This window comes from Saccharopolyspora antiqui (assembly GCF_052246905.1).
In the GTDB taxonomy this organism is placed as follows: Bacteria; Actinomycetota; Actinomycetes; order Mycobacteriales; family Pseudonocardiaceae; genus Saccharopolyspora.
The window spans coordinates 937,035-951,365 of record NZ_JBQQBO010000001.1; the positions used below are offsets into that span (position 1 = coordinate 937,035).

Here is a 14,331-nt window from a genome sequence, read left to right on the forward strand (position 1 = left end):
TTGCGTCACCCTGAGTACCCCAGGCAAGGTCGAGACTCGACCGGCAGTCAAAGGAGACGGGATACACATGGACCTGCCGAAGACTCCGGCGAACGAGTCAGGCGATACCCAACCGCTCACGGTCGTGCTCGTTCACGGCTTTATGGACGACGCGGACGGCTGGAACGACGTGAGGCCGGGCTTGACCGAGAGGTCGCTTCCGACGGTGACAGTGAAGCTGGCCGGCATGGGCGATCGGTACCTCGAACAGGGCCCTTTCACCCTGGAGCGGTACACGCGGGACGTGATGGCCGAGGTCGCGAAACTCAAGACCCCTGTTGTCCTCGTCGGACACAGCATGGGCGCTCAGATCGCCGAGCTGGTCGCCGGGCGGCAACCGGATCGGGTCGCGGCGTTGGCACTGCTGAACCCGATTCCGCTCGCAGGTGTGAGGCTGCCCGACGAGCAGCTGGAGCCCTTCCGCAACCCCGACCTCAGCCCCGAGGCGCAGCGTTCGTTCCGCGCCCAACTGTCCACGCGGTTCCCGGATGACCATCTCCGTCGTCTCACCGATGTCGCCGCACAGGTACCGATGACGACGATCACCGCTGTCGCGATGGCCTGGAACGAAGGACATCCGGACGGGAACGAGCCGGCACGCTTCGCCGGGCCTGTGCTTCTCCTCCGCGGAGCCGATGATCCATTTGTCACATCGGAGATCTTCACCTCCTCCGTGGCGCCCCGGTTCCGTGAAGCGCGGATGGCCACCATTCCGGACAGCGGGCACTGGCCACACATGGAGAACCCCGCGTCGGTCGTCAGCGCGATCCTCGATTTTGTCGCGCGCGATGTCATCGCGCCGGCGAGCGGCTCGTCATCGGCGCCTTCGAACTCCTGGACATCCGCATTCTCAGACCGATCCGAGAGCTCGTTCGCCGACGCACTCGCGCCCGACGTGCGCCTTCAGGCGAGCACTCTAAGCAAGCCGGTCCATGACCGCGACACCATCAAGAAGATCATGGCGACTGTCAGCTCAACCTACGAGTCCTTGGAATTCGTTCACGAGGCCCGCAACGGCACTCGCACATACCTCGAATGGCGCGCCACAGCCTTCGGCGGCCTGCAGATGGAGGGCATTACTATCCTGACTCGCAACGACGCTGGCCAGATCGTCGATATCGCCATCCATCACCGCCCACTCGGCGCCGTACTCGAAATGGTCAAAAAGGTAGGCGCGAAGCTGGATGGCGTGCTCACTCCCGACTACTACGAGTACAGGCCGTGAGGCAGCTCCATGACTACGCGACACGACGTTGAATTTCCGGTGGACAACGGAATCACCCTACGCGGATGGCTCTATGTACCTGCAGGTGACGGCCCTCATCCGGCGATCACCATGGCGCACGGCTACGCCGGGACGCGGGAGATGGCGCTTGAAGCGTTCGCATGCGCATTCGCTGAAGACGGGTTCGCGGTGCTCATCCATGATCACCGCAACTTCGGCGCGAGCGACGGTGAGCCCCGCAACGACATCGATCCCTGGCAACAGATCGCCGATTGGCGGCGAGCCATCTCCTTCCTTGAGGCCAGGCCCGAGGTCGACCCGACAAGGATCGGCATCTGGGGCACGAGCTTCGCCGGCGGCCACGCGCTCGTGCTCGGCGCGACAGACCGCCGCGTGCGCTGTGTCGTCTCACAGATCCCGACGATCAGCGGCTACGAACAGTGGCAACGCAAGGTATCGCTGGAACGGATCGTAGAGTTCGACGAAGCGCACAACGAAGACGAGCGCGCACAGCTTCGCGGTGAGAAACCGCGCTATCAGACAGTGGTCAGCGACGATCACACCGTGCCAGCGCTTTTCCACTCCTCCGATGCCATCGAGTTCCATCGGCAGGCTGTCCCGAAGGGCGAGTGGACGAACACGGCAACAATGCGATCGAACCGTGCGTCGCGCATGTACGAGCCCGGCAACTGGATCGGGCGCGTCTCTCCCACACCGCTTCTCATGATCGTCGAGATGAACGACACCGCCATCCCTGCCGACCTCCAGCTGGCTGCATATCAGAAAGCCTTGCCCCCGAAGGACCTCCTGACGCTACCGGGCGGACATTTCGACGCCTACCTCGTGCACTTCGAGCAGTCGAGCGGTGCCGCGAGGGAGTGGTTCCGCACGCACCTCGCCGCGAAGTAGCCCCCGCCAGCGCCGAAAGGACAACCGATGCCACACCTCACTCTACAGTTCGAGGAGGACGTCGCCGTCCTCACGTTGACCAATCCACCTCAGAATCGGCTCGATGACAAGATGATCGCCGATCTCGCCGCAGCACTGGACGCGTTTGAACTCAGCCCGCCACGCGCGGTGCTCCTCAAGGCAGCCGGACCAGACTTCTGCTACGGCGGAGAAATCAGCACATGGCCGGAAAGCACGCCCACGCAGCTGCGCAACGGAATCAGCCGTTCAATCGCCGTGCTCAACCGGTTCGAGAATCTGTCCGTCCCGGTTGTTGCCGCCGTTCAGGGCACTTGTCTCGGCGGCGGGTTCGAGCTCGCCATCCGCGCCGACGTGCTCTTTGCCGGTGAGTCCGCACAGTTCGGGCACCCGGAGCAGACCATCGGGATCGTCACGCTCCTCGGCGGCATCTACCGCGTCGCACAGAGGGCGGGCCAGGGGCGTGCGATCGAGTGGGCTCTGACCTCCGAGCGGATACAGGCCACGGCGATGGCTCAGGCGGGCGTCGTCAACCACGTGGTTCCGGACGACGAGCTACTCGAAGCCGCGCGCTCGTTCGCACGTCGCGTGGCCCAAGGCCCAACACTCGCGCACGGAGTCCACAAGGCGCTTTTGCGTACTTGGGCGCAAGGCGGCATCGCCGCCGCTGACGCGGCCCTCCTCGACGCAGCGATTCCTTTGTTCGCCACCGAAGACGTCACGAACGCCCTCCCCATCGCGCGCGACGCGCTCGCCTCGGGAAAGCCGCGTCCCGTGATGAATTACCAAGGGCGGTGACCAGCGCCTGCCGGTCGCACTCGACGGCATCACATGGCACGCCGCCAGCTGCCATAAGTCGTCAGATGTACCCACCAACGATCCGAAGGAACACAATGGTCATCGACCCAGAGCCACTCGACGCGCGTTCGACGTACAAGCTGCTTATCGGAAGCGTGGTCCCCCGCCCCATCGCCTGGGTCAGTACCCAGTCGGCCGACGGCGTACGCAACCTCGCGCCGATCTCCTTCTTCACTGTCGTGGGCCGAAAACCTCCTCGGGTATCGCTCACCATGCAACCCCGCTCGGACGGAAAGACCCTCAAGGACACGTTCGTCAACATTCGCGACACAGGCCAGTTCGTTGCGAACATGGCGACGTTCCCACAGGCCACGCACGTCCATCGTTCCGCCATCGAATATCCCTCGGACGTCGACGAGTTCGACGTACTCGGCCTCGAAGCAGCTCCCTCGGAAGTCGTGCGCCCGCCCCGTGTGCGAGAGGCACCGATCGCACTGGAGTGCGAAGTATTCCAGATCTTTTCGTCACCCGATGGCCTCGGCAACATCGTCTGGGGCAACGTAGTGCGCTTCTACATCAGAGACGATCTATATCTGCCCAGCGGACGAATCGACACCGCTGCACTCGCACCGATCGGTCGTCTAGCAGCGGAATACAGCGTCACGGACAACGCATTCGTCCCGCCGCTGCCGTCCGAAACCCTCGCCGCCCGCCACGGTCGACGCATGGCGCGCCTCGATAGCCACGAGGACAGCTTCTCCCCGATCGACACTTCGACGTGGTCTCCCTCAGGATCCGTGCTCGAACCGTGAATTGCTCCACCAGTAACTGTTCGGCCGCAGGTCTCATGTTGAAATGGGCGCCAGTTTGGTTCCGCATACACGAGTACGCATTTCCGAATCGGCTACCAGAAAACTATATACGATAAAGTAGGAGACATTAAATGGTCTCAACCTCATCACATATGGATCAACACATGGTCAGGGTTAGCGAAGAAATGCTATACCGGCGGGAAATATTCGTTGGTGGAGAATGGAAAAAACCGGTAGGCGGGGGTCAGACCGACGTCATTTCAGCGAGCACGGCACAGCCCATCGGTAGTGTCCCGGTGAGCACGCCCACTGATGTCGACGCAGCCGTCGCCGCAGCGCGTCGCGCGTTCGACGACCCAACCGGGTGGGCCTACTGGCCGTCGGCAGAACGGGCCACGGCGCTCAGACGCCTGGCCACGGAACTAGCTTCCCGCCATGAGACCGTCGCCCGCCTGGTCAGCCTGCAGAACGGCATGCCCTACTCGACGTCCATGACGTTCGAGGCTGTTTCATCGCCTGCCCTCTTGCAGTACTACGCTGAGTTGGTCGAAACAACACCGACAGAGGAACACCGCTCCGGCATCCCTACCGGGACGACTCTGGTCCGGCGTTCCCCGGTGGGCGTCGTTGCCGCGATCGTGCCCTGGAACTTCCCACAGACCCTGACATCCTTCAAGCTCGCGCCCGCCCTTGCGGCAGGCAACACCGTCGTGGTCAAGCCGGCGGCCGGCACAATTCTCGACTCGCTCGTGCTGGCCGATGCCGTGGCCGCGGCCGGCCTTCCCGCCGGTGTCGTGAACATCATCTCCTCCGGACAGGGACTCGGCCGCTATCTCGTTCGGCACCCGAACATCGACAAGATCTCATTCACCGGTTCCACCGAAGTCGGCCGGGAAATCGCCAGCTACGCCGGAAGCGTACTGCGGCCGGTGACCCTTGAGCTCGGCGGCAAGTCCGCGGCGATCATCCTCGATGACGCGGACCTGGAGTCCAGCGCTGAGCAACTGTTCGTAGCCTCTCTGCTGAACAACGGCCAGACGTGTTTCGCCAGCACCCGGATTCTGGCGCCAAGTAATCGATACGACGAGGTAGTCGGTTTTTACGAGGCCCTCGCGAAAGGCGCCGTCGTCGGCGACGCGCTCGCCGACGACACCCAAATCGGACCGATGGTCAGTGAGTCACATCGGACAGTCGTCGAGTCCTACATCGCGAGAGGCACAGCGCAGGGTGCTCGGCTGGTAACCGGTGGCGGACGCCCGGATAACCACGAAGGCTGGTTCGTCGAGCCGACGATCTTCGCCGATGTCGACAACTACATGGCGATCGCCAGGGAGGAGATTTTCGGACCGGTGCTGTCGGTAATCCCGTACGACGATGACGAAGACGCCGTCCGGATCGCGAACGCATCGGAGTACGGGCTCGGTGGGACAGTCTGGAGCGCCGACGAGGACCGCGCGCGACAAATAGCGAAGCTGGTGCACACCGGCACGATCGGGATCAACCACTACGTGCCCGACCTCGCATCGCCGTACGGCGGGGTGAAGGCAAGCGGAATGGGCCGAGAACTCGGACCAGAAGGGTTGACGTCCTACCAGAAACTCCAGTCCGTCTATCTATGAAAATAGTCGATTGAGTGACCAGATGGCGCAGAATGGCGCCTAGCGGCGGCGATCTCCGGCCTTCTCCTCGGCCGCCCAGCCGGTTCACCCCGGCCGCCCAGCCGGTTTCGCCGGGCCGCACATCGGCCATTCGGCTGAGCTGCCGCACCCGCGTCCTTCCTCGGACTCCGGGAGTGGAATCCGACAAGACGAACGCGCCTGCCCCACCCTGGCCGGTTCGCGCTCGGCCAGGGTGGGGCAGGCGGCGATCGGGTGAGGTGGGGCCACCGTCTGGTTGGGCTGCGGTGTCGACCGCGCGGCGTCGGGGTGGCCGGTCAGCGCAGGTCGACGCGGCGCCACCAGGTGACGCGGCGCCAGGCCCATTCCAGGGGCCCGTACCGGAAGCGGGCCAGCCACCACCGGCTCCACAGCGCCTGCACGGCCAGGATCGCCACGGCGAGTCCGAGCATGGTCGGCCAGGCGCTCGACCCTTTCAGCCCGAGGAGGGGTCCGAAGGACACGATGAGCAGGGTCGCCGTGATGTAGTTGGTGAGCGCCATCCGTCCGAGCGCCTCCAAGGTGGGTGCGAACCAGCGACCGACCGGGGTGCGCAGGATCAGTAGGAGTCCGGTGGCGTAGGCGAGGGCCATGGTCAGCCCGGCCACGCCGGACGAGACAGTGAAGCCTGCGTTCAGAGGGTCCTGTTCCTGCCACAGCAACGCGGCCACCGAGCCCGCAGCCGCGAGTACGAACACGGCCAGCAGGTGCGGGCCGAGCCGGTCGAGGGCGTTGGGGAGACCGAGCTGGGCCAGCGCGAAACCGGTCACGAGTAGACCTGGCACTAGTAGGAAACCACTGCCGAACAGTGCCGTCGGCACCACGATCGCGGCCAGCCCGATTGCCAGGTTCATCCAGCGCGGTGCCCAGCTCAGCGGCAGCAGCACGACGATGCCGATCAGCGCATATCCCAGCAACGCCTCGCCTGGCTGCAGCCAATGGTGCGCGGCACCGAGTACGGCGAGCGCTGCCAGGCGGCGCAATAACAGCAGCCGCGGCCGCGGTGCCCTGGTCTGCGCCCGTTGCAGGAAGATGCCGAAGCCGACCCCGAACAGCAGCGAGAACAGCGGGAAGAACCGTTGATGTGCGGTCAGGTCCAGGACGTGCGGAATGGGCAGCTTCCGAAGGTCGACGATGTCGGCCATGTGCATGATCTGGCCGATATTGACCAGCAAGATCCCGCCGAGCGCGAACCCGCGCAGCGCGTCGAGCTGGCCGATGCGTGGACCCGAGCTGGACTGCGCAAACCCGGTCCTCCCGGTTACCGCGGGAGCGGTCATCATGCGTGATTCCCTTCTAGTGCGTGAGTTGTTCGTTGTTGGTTGGCTCGGCCTGGAGGCGTCGGAGCGTGGGACCGCTGGTGGAGGTGACTAACGCGGCGATGAGCCAGCTAAGGAGGACGGGCAACCCCGGCTTCGGGCCCGGAGCACCAGCTGTCCGCCGGAACATGCCGAGGACACCGATGGCGATGTCCACTTTAGCCAGTGCGTGCTCGGCGTAGCTCTTCCCCGGTACGTCGTCATACGTCCAGCATCGCCACCGCGTCACGGCGCTGCGTCAGGGAAGACCCTGAGAAACCCCCGACCCGGCCCAACACTGCAACAGCGCATCCGCAGGGAACCCCGAGCCGACATCCACGAAGCCTTCCTCTCGCCTGCTGCCTGATCACTCACCGGACAACTTGGCTGGTTGCAAGTGGTTTCCACACATGATCTTTCCGGCGTGGAGGCGCGTCGTCCGGTCGGTCGCCCACGCGCGGGCCAATCCGGCGAGGACGAAGGCGTGCAGGGCGCTATGCCGAGCATGGCGTGATGGACTCCCTTGCCTTCGAGATGGTCATCCCTGATGTTTCAACGGTGCGAGGACGTGCTTGACGTGGGCTCAGATTCACCGGTAACCGTCCGGTTCGACTCCGACGAGAGTTCACTGTGGACGGTTTGCCAAACGAGTGGATGCACGATGCGCCCAGGTAACCCGCCAGCCGGGCACGGTTCATGGCCTGCTCTACTCTCCGAACCGGGCGATCAGCAGCCGTGTTGCTCGGTCGAACCGATGGGAAGCAACACCACTGCGTCTAGCGCTGCGAGTTCGTTCAGCTCCGCGGCGGTGAGGTGGTTCCACCTGACCTCGTTCGTTTCGACCACGGCCGGGAACATAGACCCCCAAGGGCATGTTCGCGTCCGTCACATGACGGCCAGTGTGTACGTCACTCAGATCGTCTGAGCGCCGCGCCGAGTTCGGCACGGGAGCTGAACTGGCCTTGGCATCGTGAACCCGCTTACAGTGGACTGACGTCTCGTGACAGCAAGGATTTCGGGGCAGGTTCCGCAGACTGCTCGTCGAGCACTCTTTGTCTTCCTTTGGGAGAAAGCGTGCTCGCGGCCTGCCGCTGACTCGTGCGGAGCCACGGCCCCATGCTGGCTACCCGGTCGAGAGGAAGTCCCGTACGACGGTGTTGAAGAGTTCTGCGTTCTCCCGGAACATCAGGTGGCTGCCGAACTCGGCCGCGGAGAACGTCCTCAGCCGCGCGCCCGGGATCCGCGCGGCGACCCACTGCCCGACGCCGGGGCCGAAGACGCTGACCTCACCACCGATGACCAGCGTGGGCACCGTAATGCGCGGCAGCACATCGCGCCAATCGTTGCCGTAGTGATCCAAGTGCAAGCTCGCGGCATGCTCGCGCGGGAGGAGAAGGTTCTGCTCAACGATCCACTCGACCTCGTCCTCGCCCATCGCCGCAGTGCGCATCATGTCAACGATGGACCTCGTGGTGGCGACCGCATCGGTGCCACGCAGCCCAGCCGCGATCCCGAAACCCGCCTCCGCGCTGAAGATCGCACCCAACTCAGCGGCCCGACCTGCTGGCGCCAGATCCACCGCGGCCAGCGGCCCCTGGTCCACCAAAACCAGGCGGCTGATGCGACTGCGGTCGAACAAGTCCCAGTAGCACCAGATGACCGCGCAGCCCAACGAATGGCCAAGCAGCACGACATCCCGAAGATCCAGGGCCTCAAGGAGATCCCGCAGATCAGCAGCCAGCCGGGAAACCCGGTAACCGTGCCGCGGCCTGTCCGACTCGCCATGTCCACGATGGTCCACGGCAACCACCCGGTGGTCCCGGCTCAGATCGTCGATCTGCGCTCCGAACTCGGCAGCACTCTGCGAAAAACCCGGCACCAGCACCAACGGAACCCCGACACCGGCTTCCACATAGTGCAGGCGCACCGAATCGTTGGTCACGATGTATCCGTTACGACGTTCACCCATGGATTCTGCTCCCAGCGATGAGAAGGCTCCGCAGACCGCCTGGTCGGCGCTGCCGGTGAGGGCCGTGTGCCGACACCATCGCACGACAGCCGTTCTCGGGCAGTTTGACTGCGCTGCGGAACCTTGAGGGACCCCGACCAATCCCGTCTGCGCCCGGGTGCGCAGTGCGGTGACGTACATCGGCAGCGTCACTCGACGGGCGCGAAGATCCGCACCGGATACCTAGCGTGGCTCACTGTGCCACACCGGTTCACACCACAACCCTCGTCGAACAAGGTTCGCCACCACTCGTTCTCGCGAATGCGGGTGGCGGGATGCTGAACAGGAGAGCGTTTTCCCGCGTTGTCGCCGCCGCGTCGGCTTCGGTCGTGTCCGTTACCGGCTGTTCGCCGACTCCCAGCGCGGCACCGGTCGACGTCGCCAAGACCCGCGCACCGGAGTCGCCCGCTCTCGGCCCGCTCAAACACGTGCGGACCGATGTGCTGGACGTCGCCTACTACGAGGCCGGACCAGCCGACGGCGAAGTCGTGACGCTCTGGCACGGCTGGCCCTACTCCATCGACTGCTACCGCGACGTGGTTCCCGAACTCGTCGAACACGGATTCCGCGTGATCGTCCCCTATCTGCGCGGAAACGGCCCGACCCGGTTCCTACGCGCGGACACCGTCCGATCCGGACAGCAGGCCGCGCTGGGCCAAGACGTCATCAATCTGCTGGACGCACTGCACATCCCCCGGGCCGTTTTCGCCGGATACGACTGGGGCGGTCGCGGCTGCTGCGTCGCGGCCGCGCTGTGGCCGCAGCGGTGCGCCGGTCTCGTGTCGGTGAACAACTACCTGATCCAGAACCTCGACGCCGCGCTGACACCGGATCCTCCGGCGACCGAATCCGCCCACTGGTACTTCTTCTACTTCCTCAGCGAACGCGGCCGAGCCGGACTGGCCAACGACCCCGAGGAAATCGCCCGGGTCGTCTGGACCAGGAACTCGCCGACCTGGCATTTCACCGAGGGCGACCTCGACCGCGCGGCGGATGCCTTCGACAACCCCGACTACGTCGACGTCGTACTGCACTCCTATCGCCACCGCCTGCTGGCCGCACCTGGTGATCCCGGCTACGACCACTTGGAGGCGCGGCTGCTGGCGCAACCGCCGATCACCGTTGCGGCCGTCACCCTCGACGGCCTGGCCGACGGGAGCGTGCCCGCCACCGACGGCACCAGCTCGGCGAAGCACTTCACCGGACCCCGCGTACATCACCAAATCCCCGGGGCCGGGCACAACCTTCCCCAGGAAAATCCGCACGCATTCGCCGCAGCCATCCTTGAGGTGACCACGCTCCGATGAAACCGCAGACGAACCATCCGCTGACCCGCAGGCTGACCAAGAGCGCTGTTGTCATCGCCGGTCTGGTTCTCGCCGCGTCCTGTTCCGCACCGGGCCCGCCGCTCCCGGCGAACCCACTGAGCACGCACCCCGCATCCGCGGGCGAGCCGAGTTGGCCACCGGCGCCGGTGGTACCGCTGCCGTCCCAACCAGCCCCCTTTCTCGTGGTGGACACGCCACTGCCCGATCAACTGGCCATGGGACTGGTCGTGATCCGCTACCGCGCCGAGAACCTGCGCATCGTCGCGGTCTACGGCCCGAACGCGCTCGACGTCTCGCCGCGGATCGGCCACATCCACGTCACCGTCGATGACGCGGCCTGGCACTGGGCGGACGGCAGCGGCGAACCACTGATCATCCAGAGTCTGCCGCCCGGCCCGCACCAGGTCTTGATCGAACTCGCCGATCCCACGCACAAGATCATCGACCGCAAAACCGTGGACCTGGTCATCCCGCCGCGCGACGGCAACCACCACTGACCCCGAGAAACGCCATCCGATTGAGAAAGCAGATGAAGATCAAGAGTGCTTCCCTTGCGGTAGCTGCAGCGCTCGGTATCGCCGTGTTCGCCACCAGCTGTGCCGCTCAACCAGAACTAAGCGCCGCGGTGCCGAGTTCCCATCCGGCGGCAGAAGGCGCGCCAGCGTCTGCGAAACCGACCATCGTTCTGGTGCCCGGAGCGTTCGAGGACGCGTCAGCCTGGAGCAAGGTCACCAGAGAGCTGCAAGCTGAGGGTTTCCCGGTCATCGCCCCGGCGGTTCCGCTACGCGGCATCGCATCGGATACCGCCGCGATCGAAGGGGTTGTCGACGCCATCCGGGGACCCAAGATCCTGGTCGGGCACTCCTACGGTGGTCTGCTGGTCAGTGCGCTGGCGAGCAGGACGACCGACGTGACCGCGTTGGTCTACGTCGCGGCGTTCATTCCGCAGGCAGGCGAAACCGCCGGGCAGCTGAATGCCCAGTTCCCAGGATCCCTGATCGGCCCGGCGACCACTCACACGATCAGCGGGCCGGATGGCGAGGAACTCTACGTGAACCCGGAGAGCTTCCGCGAACTCTTCGCCGCAGGTGCTCCGGCGGCCGACGCGGCCGTGGACGCGGCTGGACAACGACCGATCCTGGCTGCGGCCTTCGAGGAAAAGGTCACCGCCGCCGCGCCCGCGGACATCCGCAAGTACGCCATCGTGGCAACCGAAGACAAGGCCATCCCGCCAGCAGCGGAACGTTTCCAAGCACAGCGCGCCGGTGCCGTGATCACCGAAGTGCGCTCGCCCCACGCGGTCGCCGCAACCAACCCGAAGGCAGTCGTCGACGTCATCGAGCAAGCGGCGGGATGATCGCCACCGGCGCGGATGCGGCCCGCTGGCGCGAGGTTCTGGTGGCCCTGGCCAGCATGACGAGACGCGCTGGCTGGCGACGTTCCCGGCACGAGGAGTTGCTCGAAAACGGGATTCGCCCGTGTGGCAAGGCGATCTGTCAGTCAGACGCGCACGAATTCCTACACCCCTCTTTGGAGCACCATGCGTATTCTGCTGTCCGGCACTCCGGCATACGGCCACTTGATCCCCTTCGGCCCCCTGGCGCGGGCGGCTCGCGCGGCTGGCCACGAGGTCGCCTTGCTGACCAGCGGTGGGATGGCGGGGACCGTCGAGCTCGATCTGCCTGTCCTGCCCGCCGGTCCCATGCCCGACGTGCTGTTCGCCGAAGTCGCGCGTCGGACCGGCGGAGCCGACCCGGCGTCCGATCCCGAACCCGAGTCGGTTGCCGAGTTCTTCGCTGGCACGCGAGTCGACCTGAGCATCGCCGAAGCTCTCGACGCGGCCGAGGCGTGGAAACCGGATCTGATCATCGCGGAACACTATGACTGCGTGGGTCCGCTGGTCGCGGCTCATCTGGGCGTGCCGTGGAACGTCTTGAACCTCGGGCCGAGCCCCGACGAGTTTCTCCAGGCCATGCACCGAACCGTCGCGTCGCGGTACTCCGACCGCGGACTGACTCCCACACCTCCCTTGGCCTCCCTCGACCCGTGCCCGCCGTCGTTGCAGGCCGATGGGTGGCAGCCGCCGGACAACCGAATCGCGCTGCGTTCTGAGCCCCATCGCATCGACGGAGATCCGTGGCGCGTTCCGGATTTCGTCGGGCGTGCTGATCGGCCGCTGGTTCTGCTCACCCTGGGCACCGTTTTCACCGATGTCGGTGTGGTGCAAGCCGTCCTGGCATCTCTGGAGATCGTGGACGTCAACGTCATCGCGACTCTGGGGCCGAATGGTGACGCCGACGCCGTCGACGTCGACCGCACCCGGGTGCGCGTGGTCGGCTTCGTCCCCCTGGAACGGCTGCTCGGGGGGGTGAGCATCGTGGTCGCCGCCGGTGGGTCCGGTACCGTACTGGCCTCGTTGAGCCGCGGACTGCCGATGGTGGTGTTTCCCCAGGGAGCCGACCAGGGGATCAACGGCGAGCGCGCCGAGGCGGCTGGCGCGGCCGTGGTGGTCTCGGAGGCCGCAGAGGTCGGCCCGGCCGTCGCCCGGTTACTGCACGACGACTCGTTCCGTGCTCGGGCCGGAGTTCTCGCGGAGGAGATCGCCGCGATGGAATCCCCCGCACGTGTCGTGCAGCGACTCGCAAGCCAAGTCTCGAACAGGGGCTGAACACCGGCCGTCGACGGTCCGTTTAGGACACCGGTGCGGCCGAGCTGATTGGACCAGCTCGGCCGGATTCCGTCGGTAGTCTCGATGTGCGGAGGTGTCAGCTGGGGTGGGGTTCGCCCCGCGCCCGGTAGTGGGTCGGCGGGTGGGCGGTGATCCGCTTGAAGGCGTTGCTGAACGCTGCCTCCGACGCGTACCCGAATTCGCCTGCGATGGACGCGATCGTCCGGTCCGTGGAACGCACCGCGCGGATCGCGGACTGCATTCGCCAGCGCGCCAGGTAGTCCAACGGCGGCACGCCGACCAATGTCTTGAACCGCAGCGCGAAGGTGCTTCTGGACATGCCTGCCGCGGACGCCAGCTCGGCCACTGTCCAGCGGTATTCGGGTTTCTGGTGGATCGATACCGGTGCGGCGCCGATGTTCTCGTCGTTCAACGCACCGAGCCAGCCGAGCTGGTCATCTGAGGCCAACAGCGTCCGAAGTATCTGGACGAACAGGTTCAAGGTGAGCTGGTCGCGCATGGTCGCCGATCCAGGAGTGTCGCTGGCGGTCTCATCGGCGAGCAACTGCAGGATCGCCAGGACACTCCCGCCCGCCCGGGATTTGGTCCCGGGCGGGAATCCGTATGCTCGGCTCAGCCTGGCGTTTGTTCAGCGGACTCCGGCTGGAGAGTAGACGTGGTTGTCGGCTGGAGCGAAGATGTGGCTGTCGGCTGAGGCCGTTGCGGGCAGTGCCAGCATCAGCGCTGTAATTGCGGCCGCCACTGCGGTCATCATTAGTCGTGGTTTCCGCACTTGTTCTCCCCTGTGTCATAACCAACCCCCACGCTCGGATGCAGTGGGATGCTTTCAAGGTGCCGGGATTCAGTCGGGGCGTCATTAGCAGAGCGTCCACAATTTCTTGACGCTGCGTCAACTCCGAGGTGTGGAGTCTTTGTTGGCGGTAGTCGCGGGGTGGGGTGCCGTAGACGGTGCGGAAAGCACGGGTGAAGTCGGTGTGGCCGGTGAATCCCGGGGGCCGCCGATAGGGTGGCTCGCCTGGTGGCCGCTGGCTTCGACGCAAATCGGCGACGAGGCATCGCTGGAGCCGGTACAGGTCAACGGCTACCCGGCTCTGATCATCCGGCTGGGCGGGGAGATCGACACCGTCATGACGATGCGCATCGACGACGGACTCATCACCGAGCTCTACGCCGTCCGCAATCCCGGCAAGCTGTCGCACATGCAGCGCGAGACCGTCCTGCGCCGCTGAGCCAGGGGCTCTGCCAGCGCTCAAGGCCCGCGAGATATACGACGACCACGGCAAACGCAAATACACCGTCGCACAGATCGGCCAAACCTTCGGCGTCTCCCGCAAGACCGTCTACCGCTACCTCGACCGCGATCAACCCGCCGCCGAAGGAGCGACGCCGGTTTCTGGCCACTGCGGGCTGCCGCATGACGGCGCAGGCGTTTGGTCGAGTGCACTGAGAATCATGCAGGTGTGTGGCTGTGGTCAACGACAGCGCACCTGGATCTCCGGAGGATTGATCGTGTCGGCTCCGTCGAGGCGACATATCCGGGGGGACAGGTGAA

At 65.3% G+C, this 14,331-nt stretch carries 13 protein-coding genes and 1 pseudogene; 11 read left to right on the forward strand and 3 right to left on the reverse strand.

Annotation, left to right across the window (positions count from 1 at the left end):
* Positions 1 to 67 precede the first annotated feature (67 nt).
* From ACTWQN_RS04015 to ACTWQN_RS04035, 5 genes are all read left to right on the forward strand, one after another.
* Positions 68 to 1,264 carry an alpha/beta fold hydrolase gene (locus tag ACTWQN_RS04015; protein WP_443201930.1) on the forward strand — a complete coding sequence of 399 codons (1,197 nt, stop codon included), beginning with the start codon at positions 68 to 70 and terminating at the stop codon, positions 1,262 to 1,264.
* 9 nt (positions 1,265 to 1,273) lie between these two features.
* Positions 1,274 to 2,173 (forward strand): alpha/beta hydrolase, encoded by a 900-nt coding sequence (locus ACTWQN_RS04020; protein ID WP_443201931.1) that lies wholly within the window; start codon positions 1,274 to 1,276, stop codon positions 2,171 to 2,173.
* Between the two features lie 27 nt (positions 2,174 to 2,200).
* Positions 2,201 to 2,989 (forward strand): enoyl-CoA hydratase/isomerase family protein, encoded by a 789-nt coding sequence (locus ACTWQN_RS04025; protein ID WP_443201932.1) that lies wholly within the window; start codon positions 2,201 to 2,203, stop codon positions 2,987 to 2,989.
* A gap of 95 nt (positions 2,990 to 3,084) precedes the next feature.
* The gene (locus tag ACTWQN_RS04030) at positions 3,085 to 3,801 is read left to right on the forward strand and encodes a flavin reductase family protein (RefSeq protein WP_443201933.1); all 717 of its coding nucleotides are present in this window, start codon (positions 3,085 to 3,087) and stop codon (positions 3,799 to 3,801) included.
* A 185-nt stretch (positions 3,802 to 3,986) separates the two neighbouring features.
* Positions 3,987 to 5,420, forward strand: coding sequence for an aldehyde dehydrogenase (locus tag ACTWQN_RS04035; protein WP_443202020.1), 1,434 nt, complete (start codon positions 3,987 to 3,989; stop codon positions 5,418 to 5,420).
* Between the two features lie 314 nt (positions 5,421 to 5,734).
* Here the strand turns inward: ACTWQN_RS04035 and ACTWQN_RS04040 are convergent, their stop codons facing one another.
* The gene (locus ACTWQN_RS04040) at positions 5,735 to 6,739 is read right to left on the reverse strand and encodes a DUF418 domain-containing protein (protein WP_443201934.1); all 1,005 of its coding nucleotides are present in this window, start codon (positions 6,737 to 6,739) and stop codon (positions 5,735 to 5,737) included.
* A gap of 1,138 nt (positions 6,740 to 7,877) precedes the next feature.
* The gene (locus ACTWQN_RS04045; RefSeq protein ID WP_443201935.1) at positions 7,878 to 8,723 is read right to left on the reverse strand and encodes an alpha/beta fold hydrolase; all 846 of its coding nucleotides are present in this window, start codon (positions 8,721 to 8,723) and stop codon (positions 7,878 to 7,880) included.
* A 314-nt stretch (positions 8,724 to 9,037) separates the two neighbouring features.
* Here ACTWQN_RS04045 and ACTWQN_RS04050 point away from each other — a divergent pair, with 314 nt between their 5' ends.
* From ACTWQN_RS04050 to ACTWQN_RS04065, 4 genes are all read left to right on the forward strand, one after another.
* Positions 9,038 to 10,069 carry an alpha/beta fold hydrolase gene (locus ACTWQN_RS04050; RefSeq protein WP_443201936.1) on the forward strand — a complete coding sequence of 344 codons (1,032 nt, stop codon included), beginning with the start codon at positions 9,038 to 9,040 and terminating at the stop codon, positions 10,067 to 10,069.
* Positions 10,066 to 10,587 (forward strand): DUF6130 family protein, encoded by a 522-nt coding sequence (locus ACTWQN_RS04055; protein WP_443201937.1) that lies wholly within the window; start codon positions 10,066 to 10,068, stop codon positions 10,585 to 10,587. The genes ACTWQN_RS04050 and ACTWQN_RS04055 overlap by 4 nt, the downstream gene beginning before the upstream one ends.
* A 191-nt stretch (positions 10,588 to 10,778) precedes the next feature.
* Positions 10,779 to 11,447 (forward strand): alpha/beta hydrolase, encoded by a 669-nt coding sequence (locus ACTWQN_RS04060; protein WP_443201938.1) that lies wholly within the window; start codon positions 10,779 to 10,781, stop codon positions 11,445 to 11,447.
* A 183-nt stretch (positions 11,448 to 11,630) separates the two neighbouring features.
* The gene (locus ACTWQN_RS04065; protein ID WP_443201939.1) at positions 11,631 to 12,758 is read left to right on the forward strand and encodes a glycosyltransferase; all 1,128 of its coding nucleotides are present in this window, start codon (positions 11,631 to 11,633) and stop codon (positions 12,756 to 12,758) included.
* A 97-nt stretch (positions 12,759 to 12,855) separates the two neighbouring features.
* Here the strand turns inward: ACTWQN_RS04065 and ACTWQN_RS04070 are convergent, their stop codons facing one another.
* Positions 12,856 to 13,395 (reverse strand): helix-turn-helix domain-containing protein, encoded by a 540-nt coding sequence (locus tag ACTWQN_RS04070; RefSeq protein ID WP_443202021.1) that lies wholly within the window; start codon positions 13,393 to 13,395, stop codon positions 12,856 to 12,858.
* 381 nt (positions 13,396 to 13,776) lie between these two features.
* Between ACTWQN_RS04070 and ACTWQN_RS04075 the strand changes: the two are divergent.
* Together ACTWQN_RS04075 and ACTWQN_RS04080 are read left to right on the forward strand one after the other, a co-directional pair.
* Positions 13,777 to 14,008 (forward strand): annotated as a pseudogene (locus ACTWQN_RS04075) (RNA polymerase subunit sigma-24); the annotation flags it as partial.
* 34 nt (positions 14,009 to 14,042) lie between these two features.
* Entirely contained in the window at positions 14,043 to 14,330 is a 288-nt protein-coding gene (locus tag ACTWQN_RS04080; protein ID WP_443202022.1) for a terminase gpP N-terminus-related DNA-binding protein, read from the forward strand.
* The last annotated feature ends 1 nt before the right edge of the window (position 14,331 follow it).